The sequence below is a fragment of the Enterobacter sp. 5-4 genome, assembly GCF_000612205.1.
In the GTDB taxonomy this organism is placed as follows: Bacteria; Pseudomonadota; Gammaproteobacteria; order Enterobacterales; family Enterobacteriaceae; genus Enterobacter; species Enterobacter roggenkampii.
The window spans coordinates 387,150-402,551 of the sequence record NZ_JFHW01000019.1 but is presented as its reverse complement, the minus strand read 5'-3'; the positions used below and the strand labels follow the sequence as shown (position 1 = coordinate 402,551).

General features: G+C 57.7%; 12 protein-coding genes. 7 read left to right on the top strand and 5 right to left on the bottom strand.

The window, feature by feature from the left end; translation table 11 throughout:
* The first annotated feature begins 117 nt into the window (after positions 1 to 117).
* The 3 genes from parC (at position 118) to ftsP (ending at position 4,748) form a co-directional block, all read left to right on the top strand.
* A complete protein-coding gene (gene parC / locus AA74_RS0112285; RefSeq protein ID WP_008502989.1) occupies positions 118 to 2,376 on the top strand; it encodes a DNA topoisomerase IV subunit A in 2,259 nt (752 codons plus the stop codon).
* A 163-nt stretch (positions 2,377 to 2,539) separates the two neighbouring features.
* Positions 2,540 to 3,277 carry a 1-acylglycerol-3-phosphate O-acyltransferase gene (plsC, locus tag AA74_RS0112280; RefSeq protein WP_008502990.1) on the top strand — a complete coding sequence of 246 codons (738 nt, stop codon included), beginning with the start codon at positions 2,540 to 2,542 and terminating at the stop codon, positions 3,275 to 3,277.
* Positions 3,278 to 3,335: 58 nt separating this feature from the next.
* A complete protein-coding gene (ftsP, locus tag AA74_RS0112275) occupies positions 3,336 to 4,748 on the top strand; it encodes a cell division protein FtsP (RefSeq protein WP_008502991.1) in 1,413 nt (470 codons plus the stop codon).
* 31 nt (positions 4,749 to 4,779) lie between these two features.
* Here ftsP and AA74_RS0112270 read toward each other — a convergent pair whose 3' ends face one another.
* Positions 4,780 to 6,255, bottom strand: a complete 1,476-nt coding sequence (locus AA74_RS0112270) for a TrkH family potassium uptake protein (protein WP_008502992.1) — start codon at positions 6,253 to 6,255, stop codon at positions 4,780 to 4,782.
* A 199-nt stretch (positions 6,256 to 6,454) separates the two neighbouring features.
* On the opposite strand from AA74_RS0112270, the gene AA74_RS0112265 reads away from it, so the two are divergent.
* Both AA74_RS0112265 and AA74_RS0112260 read left to right on the top strand, forming a co-directional pair.
* Complete coding sequence (locus AA74_RS0112265; RefSeq protein ID WP_023344923.1) at positions 6,455 to 8,629, top strand: YgiQ family radical SAM protein; 2,175 nt, start codon at positions 6,455 to 6,457, stop codon at positions 8,627 to 8,629.
* A gap of 115 nt (positions 8,630 to 8,744) precedes the next feature.
* Complete coding sequence (locus AA74_RS0112260) at positions 8,745 to 9,146, top strand: carboxypeptidase-like regulatory domain-containing protein (RefSeq protein WP_025912494.1); 402 nt, start codon at positions 8,745 to 8,747, stop codon at positions 9,144 to 9,146.
* A gap of 41 nt (positions 9,147 to 9,187) precedes the next feature.
* Here AA74_RS0112260 and dkgA read toward each other — a convergent pair whose 3' ends face one another.
* Together dkgA and yqhD are read right to left on the bottom strand one after the other, a co-directional pair.
* Positions 9,188 to 10,015, bottom strand: a complete 828-nt coding sequence (dkgA, locus tag AA74_RS0112255) for a 2,5-didehydrogluconate reductase DkgA (protein WP_021242117.1) — start codon at positions 10,013 to 10,015, stop codon at positions 9,188 to 9,190.
* Positions 10,016 to 10,121: 106 nt separating this feature from the next.
* Positions 10,122 to 11,285, bottom strand: coding sequence for an alcohol dehydrogenase (yqhD, locus tag AA74_RS0112250; protein ID WP_008502995.1), 1,164 nt, complete (start codon positions 11,283 to 11,285; stop codon positions 10,122 to 10,124).
* 194 nt (positions 11,286 to 11,479) lie between these two features.
* Here yqhD and AA74_RS0112245 point away from each other — a divergent pair, with 194 nt between their 5' ends.
* Positions 11,480 to 12,379: an AraC family transcriptional regulator gene (locus AA74_RS0112245; RefSeq protein ID WP_008502996.1), complete on the top strand. Its 900-nt coding sequence runs from the start codon at positions 11,480 to 11,482 to the stop codon at positions 12,377 to 12,379.
* Between the two features lie 48 nt (positions 12,380 to 12,427).
* On the opposite strand, the gene yghB is transcribed toward AA74_RS0112245, so the two are convergent.
* Both yghB and metC read right to left on the bottom strand, forming a co-directional pair.
* Complete coding sequence (gene yghB, locus AA74_RS0112240; RefSeq protein WP_008499812.1) at positions 12,428 to 13,087, bottom strand: DedA family general envelope maintenance protein YghB; 660 nt, start codon at positions 13,085 to 13,087, stop codon at positions 12,428 to 12,430.
* Between the two features lie 143 nt (positions 13,088 to 13,230).
* Positions 13,231 to 14,418 carry a cystathionine beta-lyase gene (metC, locus tag AA74_RS0112235; protein ID WP_023344922.1) on the bottom strand — a complete coding sequence of 396 codons (1,188 nt, stop codon included), beginning with the start codon at positions 14,416 to 14,418 and terminating at the stop codon, positions 13,231 to 13,233.
* A gap of 251 nt (positions 14,419 to 14,669) precedes the next feature.
* On the opposite strand from metC, the gene exbB reads away from it, so the two are divergent.
* The gene (gene exbB / locus AA74_RS0112230) at positions 14,670 to 15,401 is read left to right on the top strand and encodes a tol-pal system-associated acyl-CoA thioesterase (RefSeq protein ID WP_021242115.1); all 732 of its coding nucleotides are present in this window, start codon (positions 14,670 to 14,672) and stop codon (positions 15,399 to 15,401) included.
* The last annotated feature ends 1 nt before the right edge of the window (position 15,402 follow it).

Below are 15,402 nucleotides of genomic sequence, written 5' to 3'. Positions count from 1 at the left end.
CCGAAAAGGGCCGCATAAGCGGCCCTTTTTCTTTGTGACTCAACTCGTCAGATAGGGTAGTATCTGCGGCAATATTGCCTGAAACCCTTCGGTTTCTGAGTTGAGGAATCACACGTAATGAGCGATATGGCAGAGCGCCTCGCGCTACATGAATTCACGGAAAACGCCTACCTGAACTACTCCATGTACGTCATCATGGACAGGGCGTTGCCGTTTATCGGGGATGGCCTGAAGCCCGTTCAGCGCCGCATCGTGTATGCGATGTCCGAACTGGGGCTGAACGCCACCGCCAAGTTCAAGAAATCCGCCCGTACCGTCGGTGACGTGCTGGGTAAATACCATCCGCACGGCGACAGCGCCTGTTATGAAGCGATGGTGCTGATGGCGCAGCCGTTCTCTTACCGTTACCCGCTGGTGGATGGTCAGGGGAACTGGGGGGCACCGGACGACCCGAAATCCTTCGCGGCAATGCGTTATACCGAGTCCCGCCTCTCTAAATATGCCGAAGTGCTGCTGGGCGAGCTGGGTCAGGGGACCGTTGACTGGGTACCGAACTTCGACGGTACGCTGCAGGAGCCGAAGATGCTGCCCGCGCGTCTGCCGAACATCCTGCTGAACGGCACCACCGGGATTGCGGTCGGTATGGCGACGGACATTCCGCCGCACAACCTGCGTGAAGTGGCGAAAGCCGCCATCACCCTGATTGAGCAGCCGAAAACCTCGCTCGACGATCTGCTGGATATCGTGCAGGGCCCGGACTTCCCGACCGAAGCTGAGATCATCACTTCTCGTGCGGAAATCCGCAAAATCTACCAGAACGGTCGCGGCTCCGTGCGCATGCGCGCGGTGTGGAATAAAGAAGACGGCGCCGTGGTGATCACCGCGCTGCCGCATCAGGTATCCGGTGCCAAAGTGCTGGAGCAGATCGCCTCCCAGATGCGCAATAAAAAGCTGCCGATGGTGGACGACCTGCGTGACGAATCTGACCACGAGAACCCGACCCGTCTGGTGATCGTGCCGCGTTCTAACCGCGTGGACATGGAGCAGGTGATGAACCACCTGTTCGCCACCACCGATCTGGAAAAAAGCTACCGCATTAACCTGAACATGATCGGCCTCGACGGACGCCCGGCGGTGAAAAACCTGCTGGAGATCCTCACCGAATGGCTGACGTTCCGCCGCGATACGGTACGCCGTCGTCTGAACCATCGTCTCGAGAAAGTGCTTAAGCGCCTGCATATCCTCGAAGGTTTGCTGGTGGCGTTCCTCAATATCGACGAGGTGATTGAGATCATCCGTACCGAGGACGAGCCGAAGCCCGCCCTGATGTCGCGCTTTGGCATCAGCGAAACCCAGGCCGAAGCGATCCTCGAGCTGAAGCTGCGCCATCTCGCCAAACTGGAAGAGATGAAGATCCGCGGCGAGCAGAACGAGCTGGAAAAAGAGCGCGATCAGCTGCAGGCGATCCTCGCGTCCGAACGCAAGATGAACACCCTGCTGAAGAAAGAGCTGCAGGCTGATGCCGACGCGTTTGGTGACGACCGTCGTTCTCCGCTGCACGAGCGCGAAGAAGCGAAGGCGATGAACGAGCACGACATGCAGCCGTCCGAGCCGGTGACCATTGTCCTGTCGCAGAGCGGCTGGGTGCGCAGCGCCAAAGGCCACGATATCGACGCGCCGGGGCTCAGCTACAAAGCGGGCGACAGCTTCAAAGCGGCGGTGAAAGGCAAGAGCAACCAGCCGGTGGCGTTTATCGACTCCACCGGTCGCAGCTATGCCATTGACCCGATCACGCTGCCTTCCGCGCGCGGGCAGGGTGAACCGCTGACCGGCAAGCTGACGCTGCCGCCGGGCGCGACGGTTGACCATATGCTGATGGAAGCCGATGACCAGAAGCTGCTGCTGGCGTCTGACGCGGGCTACGGTTTTATCTGTACCTTCAACGATCTGGTTTCCCGCAACCGTGCCGGTAAGGCGCTGATTAGCCTGCCGGACAACGCTCACGTAATGGCACCGCTGGTGATCGAGAACGAAAGCGACATGCTGCTGGCGATCACCACCGCCGGACGTATGCTGATGTTCCCGGTCAGCGATCTGCCGGAGCTGTCAAAAGGCAAGGGCAACAAGATCATCAACATCCCGTCGGCGGAGGCCGCGAAAGGCGAAGATGGCCTGGCGCACCTCTTCCTGCTGCCGCCGCAGAGCACGCTGACCATTCACGTCGGCAAGCGCAAAATCAAGCTTCGTCCGGAAGAGCTGCAGAAGGTGGTGGGCGAGCGCGGTCGCCGCGGCTCGCTGATGCGCGGCCTGCAGCGTATCGACCGCGTGGAGATTGACTCTCCTGCACGCAGCGCGGCGGGTGACAGCGAAGAGTAATGTCGTGATATCCCCCTCTGTCCGGAGGGGGAATTTCAATAAAATTTCCCGTAAAATCGTTGTTAATTCGTGCGTTGCGATTAACAATACGCGCTCGTAATAAAGTCCTTACCTGGCCACAGGTGAAGTATAATTGTCAGCTGTCAGGGCTTCAGAGGTCGCTATGCTATATATTGTTCGTCTTATTCTTACCGTTATCTACTGTATTCTGGTCTGTATTTTCGGCTCTATTTATTGCCTGTTCAGCCCGCGTAATCCGAAGCATGTCGCCACCTTTGGCCATATGTTCGGGCGTCTTGCGCCGCTGTTTGGTCTGAAAGTTGAAAAACGCCTGCCGGAAGGAGCGGAGAATTTCGGTAACGCCATCTATATCGCCAACCATCAGAACAACTACGATATGGTGACGGCCTCCAATATCGTGCTTCCACCGACCGTGACGGTGGGCAAAAAAAGCCTGCTGTGGATCCCGTTTTTTGGTCAGCTGTACTGGCTTACCGGTAACCTGCTGATTGACCGTAATAACCGTGCAAAAGCGCACGGCACCATTGCAGAAGTGGTGAATCATTTTAAAAAGCGCAGGATCTCAATCTGGATGTTCCCGGAAGGGACGCGCAGCCGCGGCCGCGGCCTGCTGCCGTTTAAAACCGGTGCGTTTCATGCCGCAATTGCGGCAGGTGTTCCAATTATTCCTGTGTGCGTTTCCAATACTTCGAATAAGATTAATCTTAACCGCCTGAATAACGGGCTGGTGATTGTCGAAATGCTGCCACCCGTCGATACCAGCAAATACGGTAAAGATCAGGTGCGCGAGCTGGCAGCGCACTGCCGTGATCTGATGGCTGAGCATATTGCGCTGCTCGACAAAGAAGTCGCAGAGAGAGAAGCCGCCGGTAAGATCTAACCCGGCGTTGAAGGGAAAACGAATTCCCGCGTTGTTAGTCGTTTCAGATGGAGCTTATATGTCACTCAGTCGGCGTCAGTTTATTCAGGCTTCGGGGATCGCCCTTTGTGCGGGTGCGATGCCGCTGACAGCCAGCGCCGCCGGGCAGCAACAGCCGCTGCCTATTCCGCCACTCATTGAATCCCGTCGCGGCCAGCCGCTTTTCCTGACGCTGCAGCGCAGCCACTGGTCCTTTACCCAGGGGACGCGTGCGCCGGTCTGGGGCATTAACGGACGTTACCTTGGGCCGACCATACGCGTGTGGAATGGCGATGACGTAAAGCTCATCTACAGTAACCGTACCCCTGAAAATGTCGCCATGACCATCAGCGGCCTGCAGGTCCCTGGCCCGCTGATTGGCGGCGCGGCGCGCATGATGTCACCCAGCGCCGACTGGGCGCCCGTTCTGCCGATTCGCCAGAGCGCGGCAACCCTGTGGTATCACGCCAACACCCCTAACCGCACGGCGCAGCAGGTCTATAACGGCCTGGCCGGCATGTGGCTGGTGGAAGATGAAGTCAGCAAATCCCTGCCGATCCCAAACCACTACGGCGTGGATGACTTCCCGATTATCATCCAGGACAAACGTCTGGATAATTTCGGTACGCCGGAATACAGCGAACCGGGGAGCGGTGGCTTCGTTGGCGATACGCTGCTGGTTAACGGCGCGCAGAGCCCGTATGTCGAAGTGTCCCGTGGCTGGGTGCGCCTGCGCCTGCTCAACGCGTCTAACTCGCGCCGCTATCAGCTGCAGATGAGCGATGGCCGTCCGCTGCACGTCATCTCCGGCGATCAGGGCTTTTTACCGGCACCGGTGTCCGTCAAACAGCTGGCGCTCGCGCCGGGTGAGCGTCGCGAAATTCTCATTGATATGACCAACGGGGATGAAGTCTCTGTGACCTGCGGCGAAGCGGCAAGCATTGTTGACCGTATTCGCGGGTTCTTTGAACCGTCGAGCATTCTTGTCTCGACCCTGGTGCTGACCCTGCGTCCAACCGGCCTGCTGCCGCTGGTGACCGATAGCCTGCCCATGCGCCTGCTGCCGCAGGAGATCATGAGCGGCTCCCCGGTGCGCAGCCGTGATATCAGCCTGGGCGACGATCCGGGCATCAACGGTGCGCTGTGGGACGTCAACCGCATCGACATCACCGCGCAACAGGGCACCTGGGAGCGCTGGACGGTGCGTTCAGATATGCCGCAGTCGTTCCATATTGAAGGGGTAAGCTTCCTGATCCGCAACGTTAACGGCGCGATGCCGTTCCCGGAAGATCGCGGCTGGAAAGATACCGTCTGGGTGGACGGTCAGGTTGAACTGCTCGTCTATTACGGCCAGCCTTCGTGGCCGCACTTCCCGTTCCTGTTCCACAGCCAGACGCTGGAGATGATGGACAGGGGGTCCGTAGGGCAAATGCTGATCAACCCCGCGCCATAACCTCTGACATTCCCGGTTCGCCGGGAATGGTTTATGCCCGCCAGAAAAAGCGCGAGAACAGAATCAGCACCGGGTAAATTTCCAGACGCCCTAAGATCATCGCCGCGCACATCAACAGCTTAGCCCCTTCTGTTAACGTGCCGAACGTCGACGCCGTCTCGCCAAATCCCAGCCCCATGTTGTTGATACAGGCGGCGACCGTCGCGAATGACGTAAACAGATCGTAGCCCATCAGATTAAGCGCCCAGACAAAAAAGCCCGTGATCATCACGTAGAGAAAGAAGAAGCTCCAGACCGAGCGCAGGACGCGTTCATTCACCACGCTTTTGCCCACCTTAATGCTCAGCAGCGCGCGCGGATGCGCCAGCTGGTTCATCTCCTGAATACTCTGCTTGAACATAATCAAAAAACGCAGGGCTTTGATCCCGCCGCAGGTCGAGCCTACGCAGCCGCCAAAAAAGCTGGCGCTCAATAGCAGGAAGATGGTGTGCGTGGGCCATTGGGCGTAGTCGGCGGTCGACAGGCCGTTATCGGTCATCATCGAACTGGCAAGGAAGAAGGCGTGCACCAGGCTATCCGTGGGGCTGTACATGCCTGCATGCCAGACCTGCCAGGCGGTGATGAGGATAATCGCCGCAGCGGCGCTCAGGAAGAATTTAACCTCCGGGCTGCGACGAATCGGCTTCAGGGTGCGTCGGACAATGGCGACGTACCAGAGGGTGAAGTTAAACGCGGAGAGCAGCGAAAACGCCCCGGCAACCAGCTCGATTGCGTGGCTGTCATAAAAACCAATGCTCTCGCTGCGGGTGGAGAAGCCGCCCAGTGACACGGTCGAAAGCCCGTGACAGACGGCGTCAAAAAAGGACATTCCCGCCAGCCAGTAGGCCAGAGTGCAGGCCACGCCCAGCGCGAAGTAGGTCACCCACAGCGTGCGCGCGGTATCGGCAAGGCGGGGCGTCAGACGCTCCTCCTTGAACGGCCCCGGCATCTCTGACTGATAAAGCTTCATGCCGCCAATGCCCAGCAGCGGCAGGACCGCGACGGCCAGCACGATGACGCCTAACCCGCCAATGAAATTCAGCTGAGCGCGGTAATACAGGTACGACTTAGGCAGGGCGCTGACGTCCCCGATCACCGTCGCTCCGGTAGTGGTGATCCCGGAAACCCCCTCAAAGAGCGCGTCGGCAAAGGAGAGCTGAAGCCCGTCATCCATCCAGAGCGGCATGGCGCTAATCAATGAAAAAAGCAGCCAGAACAGCACGATAATCACGAAACCGTCGCGGGTGCGCAGCTGGATGCCGGCGTGGCGGGTTGCCCGCCAGGTTAAGCCTCCGAGACTAAAAAAGGTTAAAAAAGTGGTCAGGAAGGCAAAGTAGGTCCGCTCTTTGTTCAGCAGGGCGATAACCATCGGCGGCAACATGGAAAGGCTGTACAGCAGCACAAGGAAACCGCAGAGGTGCAGGACAACCCGCAGCTGGGAGACATGTAACGAATCGTTGGGCTTCACAACTGAGCTCCGCACAAACACGCATTCCGGGGCAAATCACCGGAAAATAGAGTGAATATTATGATCCAAAATTATCAGGGCGGCATATTTTAACGACTTCCGTGAATATCTGCCTGCTTCCTGCATCCTTTTCTTCAAATCTGGCGGATGAACAGCGTATAATCCCGCTCCTTTTGTTTATTTTTTCTTCGGAAGCATTATGAGCGCAATTTCCCTGATCCAGCCGGATCGTGACCTCTTCTCCTGGCCCCAGTACTGGGCGGCCTGCTTTGGACCGGCGCCGTTCCTGCCGATGTCCCGGGAAGAGATGGACCAACTGGGCTGGGACAGCTGCGACATCATTCTGGTCACGGGCGATGCCTACGTTGACCACCCGAGCTTCGGCATGGCCATCTGTGGCCGTATGCTCGAAGCGCAGGGCTTCCGCGTGGGGATCATCTCCCAGCCCGACTGGAACAGCAAAGACGACTTCATGCGTCTGGGTAAACCGAACCTGTTCTTCGGCGTGACCGCAGGCAACATGGACTCGATGATCAACCGCTATACCGCCGACCGTAAGCTGCGCCATGACGACGCCTACACGCCGGATAACGTGGCGGGCAAACGTCCGGACCGCGCAACCCTCGTCTACACCCAGCGCTGCAAAGAAGCCTGGAAAGACGTGCCGGTGATCCTGGGCGGCATCGAGGCGAGCCTGCGCCGTACCGCACACTACGACTACTGGTCAGATACCGTGCGCCGCTCGGTGCTGGTGGATTCCAAGGCCGACATGCTGATTTACGGAAACGGCGAGCGTCCGCTGGTGGAAGTGGCGCACCGCCTGTCGCAGGGCGAGCCGGTGAGCAGCATCCGCGACGTGCGCAATACTGCGATCATGGTGAAAGAGGCGCTGCCGGGCTGGCGCGGGGTAGATTCCCGCATCATCGATATGCCGGGCAAAATCGACCCGATCCCACATCCGTACGGCGACGATCTGCCGTGTGCCGATAACAAACCGGTAGAGCCAAAGAAGGCGGAAGCGAAGGCGATTGTCGTGCAGCCGCCGCGCCCGAAGCCGTGGGAAAAGACCTACGTACTGCTGCCCTCCTACGAGAAGGTGAAAGCCGACAAGGTGCTCTACGCGCACGCGTCCCGTATTCTGCACCATGAAACCAACCCGGGCTGCGCCCGCGCGCTGATGCAGAAGCACGGCGAGCGCTTTATCTGGATCAACCCGCCAGCGATCCCGCTCTCCACCGAAGAGATGGACAGCGTCTTTGCGCTGCCGTACAAGCGCGTGCCGCACCCGGCGTACGGCAACGCCCGCATCCCGGCGTATGAGATGATCCGCTTCTCGATCAACATCATGCGCGGCTGCTTCGGTGGCTGTTCCTTCTGCTCCATTACCGAGCACGAAGGGCGCATTATTCAGAGCCGCTCTGAAGATTCAATCATCAATGAGATCGAAGCCATTCGCGACTCCGTGCCGGGCTTTACCGGCGTGATTTCCGATCTTGGCGGCCCAACCGCCAACATGTATATGCTGCGCTGCAAATCACCGCGCGCGGAACAAACCTGTCGTCGCCTCTCCTGCGTCTATCCGAGCATTTGTGAGCACATGGACACCAACCACGAGCCGACGATCAACCTCTACCGCCGCGCGCGCGATCTGAAAGGCATCAAGAAGATCCTCATCGCGTCCGGGGTGCGTTATGACATCGCCGTGGAAGATCCGCGCTACATCAAAGAGCTGGCGACGCACCACGTGGGTGGCTATCTCAAGATTGCGCCGGAGCACACCGAAGAAGGCCCGCTGTCGAAGATGATGAAGCCGGGCATGGGCAGCTACGATCGTTTTAAACAGCTGTTCGACACCTACTCGAAGCAGGCGGGCAAAGAGCAGTATCTGATCCCGTACTTCATCTCCGCCCACCCGGGCACGCGTGATGAGGACATGGTGAACCTGGCGCTGTGGCTGAAGCAGCGCCGCTTCCGCCTGGATCAGGTGCAGAACTTCTATCCGTCACCGCTCGCCAACTCGACGACCATGTACTACACCGGCAAGAACCCGCTGAGTAAGATTGGCTATAAGAGTGAAGACGTGGTGGTGCCGAAAGGGGATAAACAGCGTCGTCTGCACAAAGCGCTGCTGCGCTACCACGATCCGGCCAACTGGCCGCTGATCCGCCAGGCGCTGGAAGAGATGGGCAAAAAGCATCTGATCGGCTCGCGCCGCGACTGTCTGGTACCGGCCCCGACGCTGGAGGAGATGCGCGAAGCGCGTCGCCAGAACCGCAATACGCGCCCGGCGCTGACGAAGCACACGCCGATTGTGCATCAGCGTTCGAACGGTGGAGCGGGAACGAAGAAGACCGTAAAACGTAAGATCGGTTAAACCTGTAACAAAGCCCGGTGGCGCTAGCGCTTACCGGGCCTACAGGCCAGCGCGTAGGCCGGGTAAGGCGCAGCCGCCACCCGGCTTTTTTCTGCATAAGGGTAGGAGGCCCAAAATGAAAATTAGGAAGTTAACAGGAGCGATGCTGATTGGCCTTACGTTATGCGGTTGTGTAATGCACCGCCAGACACAGCCAGAAGTGGAAGGACGTCTAATCGACAGCGCAGGTAAGCCAGTCCCGGGCGCTAAAATAACATTAGAGAGGGAGCAAACGCTTTCTGACGACAACGGTCGTTTTGCTTTTCAGAGCCAGCATGAGTGGATCTTTTTTCTGCCAATAGGTCCGATGGACTGGATTTATCACACCCCGCTCCAGATAAGCGTCAACGGAAAGGAATATGGTGCAGAAGTAGGCGGCGGTCTCGGTGGGCCACATAAACTGGAAGGGAAAGCGTACAACGTTATTTGCACATTACCTGATCTTCCCGGAGAAGCGAGATGTCAGTCCGGTTTATAAATTAAAACGAGCCCGGCGGAAGACCGGGCTCGTTTTAAGTATTATCCGCCAAACTGATCCGGGTCTGGCCCAAGCCGCTTGCCCTTATCCAGCTTCGCAATTTCCCCCAGCTCATCTTTGTCCAGACGGAAATCCCAGACGTCGAAGTTCTCGGCGATGCGCGATGGCGTGACCGATTTCGGGATCACCACCAGGCCGTTGTCCAGATGCCAGCGAATGACGATCTGCGCCGGGGTTTTGCCGTATTTATCCGCCAGGTCGCGGATAATTTTCTGATCGAATACCCCTTCACCACCCTGAGCCAGCGGGCTCCAGGATTCGGTCTGAATCTTATGCGTGGCGTTCCACGCGTGAAGCTGGCGCTGCTGCAACAGCGGGTGCAGTTCGATCTGGTTAATCACAGGCGCGACGCCCGTCTCGTCAATCAGCCGCTGCAGGTGATGAACCTGGAAGTTGCAGACGCCGATGCTTTTCACCAGCCCCTCTTTTTGCAGCTCAATCATCCCTTTCCAGGCATCAACGTAATGGTCGATGGCCGGAACCGGCCAGTGCATGAGATAAAGGTCGACGAAATCGAGCTGGAGCTTCTCCAGACTCTCCTGCAGGGCCTCACGGGGACGCTTTTGATCGTCATTCCACAGTTTCGTGGTGATGAATAACTCATCGCGGGGGACACCGGCGCTGGCCAGAGCGGTCCCCACGCCGTCCTCGTTTTTGTACGCGGCGGCGGTGTCAATCGACCGGTAGCCGACTTCCAGGGCTTTATGAATGGCGGAGACGACCTCGTCGTTACCGGCTTTCCATACACCTAGCCCCAGCTGGGGCATCACGTTGCCGTCCTGCAGCTTGATTACGGTTTGGTTTGCCATTTTTCCTCCTTCAGGTGCGCATCGCCGGAGGGAGACTCCGGCGATGGGGTGTGCATTAAGTCTGGACGAAATGTCAAAAAACGAAAGTCGGGGGGGACAAAAACGCTTAGCGTGCCGCCTCGTAAATACGGCGGCTGACGTCCAGGGTGATGTCGCCGTGCTCGCCCAGATGGGTCATGCCGTGCTCTTCGAGTTTCGCCAGCAGGGCAGGGATAGAGCTGCCGTCCAGACCGTAGCCAGACAGACGCGTTGGCACACCCAGACCTTCAAAGAAGCTGCGGGTCGCTTCGATGGCGGCATCAATACGCGCATCGTCAGAACCCTCGGTGATGTTCCACACGCGCTCAGCGTACTGCAGCAGTTTGGCGCGTTTGGTATCACGTTTTTCATTCCACAGCGCAGGCAGCACAACGGCCAGCGTCTGCGCATGATCCAGACCGTGCATCGCCGTCAGCTCGTGGCCCAGCATGTGGGTCGCCCAGTCCTGGGGCACGCCAGCACCGATCAGGCCATTCAGCGCCTGGGTGGCGGCCCACATCACGTTGGCGCGAACGTCATAGTTTTCCGGCTCTTTCAGCGCTTTCGGACCTTCTTCAATCAGCGTCAGCAGAATGCCTTCCGCAAAACGATCCTGAATTTTGGCATTCACCGGATACGTGACGTACTGCTCAACGGTATGAACAAAGGCATCGACCACGCCGTTCGCGACCTGACGCGCAGGCAGGGTGTAGGTGTAAACCGGGTCCAGGATGGCGAAGACAGGCTGAACGTGTTCGTTCATGAAGGCCTGCTTGTCGCCGGTGGTTTTGCGGGAGATCACCGCGCCCTTGTTGGATTCAGAACCGGTGGCCGGCAGGGTCAGCACGGAGCCCATCGGGATGGCGCTTTTGATGTCGCTGCCGCGGGTTTCCAGAATGTGCCACGGATCGATGCCGTCAGCATAGTGCGCTGCCGCCGCGATGAATTTGGTGCCGTCCAGCACGGAGCCGCCGCCGACCGCCAGCAGGAAGGTGATGTTTTCTTCGCGGGCGATTTTCACCGCGTTCATCAGCGTTTCGTAGGACGGGTTTGGCTCAATGCCGCCGAACTCACGCACGTCCAGACCGTCCAGCGCGCTGTAAACCTGATCCAGCACGCCGGTTTTTTTCACGCTGCCGCCACCGTAGGTGATCAGCACGCGGGCGTCAGCAGGGATCTGTGCGCGCAGGTCAGCGATAGCGTCTTTACCAAACAGAATGCGGGTTGGGGTGTGAAGATTAAAGTTGTTCATTGCTCGTTCCCTTTAGTGGGTGAAAAACCGTGGTGCGCAGAGGGCGACCTGATGCTGCTCATTGTGGCCGTCCGGGGCTACGCCCTCAATGCACATTCCTGCCGATGTCTTGCCCATTTCTACAGAGCGCTGGAGAAAGCGCGGAAAACAACGCACACTGTCAACGTCGAAAACCGCACCCGGAGTAACGCAAGATGAACCGTGAGGCTATCTGCCAGCAGCTCACTGCGCAGATTAAGAGATTGATAGATAATGAAAATCGTGCCAGCGATCTGCTGCCGGACATTCGCCTGCTCTACGGCACGCAGCCCGGAACGCGTACGCCGGTCATGTACCAGCCGGGCATCGTTTTTCTCTTTTCAGGCCATAAAATTGGCTATATCAACGAGCGCGTGTTCCGCTACGACACCAATGAATATCTGCTGCTGACAGTACCTTTACCCTTCGAATGTGAAACCTTCGCGACAGAGGCGGTTCCGCTGGCGGGGATCCGCGTCAATGTTGATATCCTCCAGCTGCAGGAGTTGCTGATGGAGATTGGCGAAGACGAACTCTTCCAGCCTTCGATGGCCTCAAGCGGGATCAACTCGGCAACGCTGTCGGAAGAGATCCTCTGCGCCATTGAGCGTCTGCTGGACGTCATGGAGAGGCCGCTGGACGCGCGCATACTGGGCAAGCAGATTATCCGAGAAATTCTGTACCACGTGCTGCTGGGCCCGGGCGGCGGCGCGTTACTTGCCCTGGTGAGCCGACAGACCCACTTCAGCCTGATAAGCCGCGTGCTCAAGCGTATCGAAAGCCAGTACACCGAAAACCTCAGCGTCGACCAGCTGGCGGCGGAAGCCAATATGAGCGTCTCGGCGTTTCACCATAACTTTAAATCGGTGACCAGCACTTCGCCGCTGCAGTACCTCAAAACCTACCGGCTGCATAAGGCGCGGATGCTGATGATCCACGACGGCATGAAGGCCAGCGCGGCGGCGATGCGGGTGGGCTATGAAAGTGCGTCGCAGTTCAGTCGGGAGTTTAAGCGCTATTTCGGCGTCACGCCGGGAGAGGATGCGTCACGTATAAGAACGATGCAGGGAGCCTGACGAAAAACGTAGGCCGGGTAAGCGATAGCGCCACCCGGCTTTGTTGAATTATGCGCTGCAGTACTTCTTCTTAATCACTACCGCGATGGTTCCCACCAGGCCCGCCACCAGCAGGAACATCGGCAGCACCATCAGGAAGGTCATCACCTGATCTTCGTGGTGTTTCACGAAGGGGATCATATTCAGCGCGTAGCCGAATGTCGTCACCACGCCAACCCAAAGCAGGGCGCTCAGCCAGTTGAAGAACTGAAATCGGCGGTTCGACAAACCGGAAATGCCCGCCATCGTCGGCAGAAGGGTGCGAACGAACGCCAGAAAACGCCCGGCCAGCAGCGCAAGCAGGCCGTGCCGGTCAAACATGCAGGTTGCACGCTGATGGTATTTATGGGGTAACTGCGCCAGCCAGCTTTTGACCACGCGCGTGTTGCCGAGCCAGCGGCCCTGCAGATAGCTCAGCCAGCAGCCCAGGCTGGCTGCGGAAGTGAGGATAACCATCGTGGGCGTAAAGTCCATGACGCCTTTGCCGATCAACGCCCCGGCAAGCAAAAGCAGACTGTCACCGGGTAAAAACGAAGCTGGCAGTAATCCATTTTCCAGAAACAGCGTTGCGAACATCACGAAATAGACGACGCCTATGACGTGAGGATCCGCCAGGGCGGCAAAATCATGTTGCCAGAGCGCCGCGATAATATCTTGAATAACAGCCATGGACTTTCCTGTGGAACAGCAGATATAGCGCTATTGTACTCCCTAATTCGCCCGTCGGGTTTGATCCCGGGCGCAACTCATGCAGACTTTTCTGCTTGCGGTGTCCACAAAAGCGTCCAGAGAGTACATTTTAAGCCAGCACTCTACACGATACGCTCGAACCCTGCTGCTAAATCCGCAATCAGATCGTCAACATTTTCTAAACCGATATGCAGTCGTATTAGGGTACCGCTGAAGTCCACTTCACCGCCGGGGCGCAGGGCCGCGATCTGCTCCGGCTGGTTAGCCAGGATCAGGGATTCAAAACCGCCCCAGGAGTAGGCCATGCTGAAGAGGCTAAAATTATCCAGATAGCTTGCCAGCTCGTCATTATTCAGCCGTTTTTTCAGCACAAACGAGAACAAACCGCTGCTGCCCGTAAAGTCACGTTGCCAGAATTCATGCCCCTTACTGCCCGGCAGCGCCGGATGGTTTACGCGCTCAACCTGCGGATGCTGAGCCAGCCATTCGGCCACCTTCAGGCTGCTTTCGTGGTGCTGACGCAGGCGAACGCCCAGCGTGCGGATTCCGCGGCTGGTCATGTACGCCGTGTCGGCATCCACCATCTGGCCCATCAGATAGGCGTTTTCACGCAGCTGATCCCAGCAGCGCGCGTTGGAAACCGCAGTACCAATCATGCCGTCAGAGTGGCCAATCAGGTATTTCGTCGCCGCCTGGATGGAAATATCAATGTCGAATTCCAGCGCTTTAAACAGCACGCCTGCCGCCCAGGTGTTGTCGATCATAATGATCGCCTCTGGCGCTTTGCTGCGCACGGCCTTGACGATAGCCGGCACGTCGTGAACTTCCATGGTGAGTGACCCCGGCGATTCCAGGAACACAATGCGCGTGTTTGGCTGAATAAGTTCGGCAATACCTTCACCAATCAGCGGGTCGAACCAGCCGGTCGTCACGCCAAGCTTGCTGAGGATTTTGGTACAGAAGTCCTGGCTGGGTTCATAGGCGGTGTTGGTCATCAGGATATGGTCGCCCTGTTCCACAAACGCCAGAATGGTGTTGGCGACCGCCGCCGCGCCGCACGGGAACAGCGCGCAGCCTGCGCCGCCTTCCAGTTCGCACATCGCTTCCTGCAGAGAAAAGTGGGTTAGCGTGCCGCGACGGCCATAAAACAGCCCGCCTTTTGCGCGGTTGCGCGTGGCGTTTTTTTTCTCCTCAACGGTGTCAAACACCAGCGAGGAGGCGCGTTGAATCACGCTGTTGACCGATCCCTGAGTATATTTTTTGCTGCGTCCTGCCTGTACCAGCGTGGTATCAAGATGCTTCGTTGTCATGTTCGCTAACCCTGTTTTTATACGTCTGGACGTCCAGACTACCACGATTGGAAAAAACTGCACCCGCAGGCTTATCGAATAAGCAGAAAATATTAGCAAAAAAGCGCATAAGAAATTTTTACTGCGTAAGCGCAAGGAAAGTGAACGAAAATTGCGGCACTATGCAAATACTAATGAGAACTACTATCAATTCGACGATGTTTTGATATTATTACGTTCAGATTTTGTGATTTGCGTCCTGGAGATACAGAGTGGGTAATAATTTGATGCAGGCGGATCTCTCCGTTTGGGGCATGTATCAGCATGCTGACATCGTGGTTAAGATTGTGATGATCGGCCTGATTCTGGCGTCCGTTGTCACCTGGGCTATCTTCTTCAGCAAGAGCGCCGAGCTGCTTTCGCAGAAGCGTCGCCTCAAGCGGGAACAGCAACAGCTGGCAGAAGCCCGCTCTCTGGATCAGGCCTCAGATATGACCTCATCCTTCCACGCGAAAAGCCTGACTACCCTGCTCGTGAATGAAGCACAGAACGAGCTGGAACTCTCCGCGGGCAGTGAAGATAACGAAGGCATAAAAGAGCGTACCGGTTTCCGTCTGGAACGTCGCGTGGCGGCAGTTGGCCGACACATGGGGCGTGGCAATGGTTATCTGGCCACCATCGGCGCGATTTCGCCGTTCATCGGTCTTTTCGGTACGGTCTGGGGCATCATGAACAGCTTTATCGGTATCGCGCAGACCCAAACCACCAACCTGGCGGTCGTTGCGCCGGGTATCGCCGAAGCGCTGCTGGCAACGGCGATTGGTCTGGTCGCGGCGATTCCGGCGGTGGTTATCTACAACATCTTCGCGCGCATGATTGGCAGCTACAAAGCCACCCTCGGTGACGTTGCCGCGCAGGTTCTGCTGCTGCAGAGCCGCGATCTCGACCTGAATGCCAGCGCCGTTAAGCCGGTGCACGCGGCGTCCAAACTGCGCGTAGGTTGAT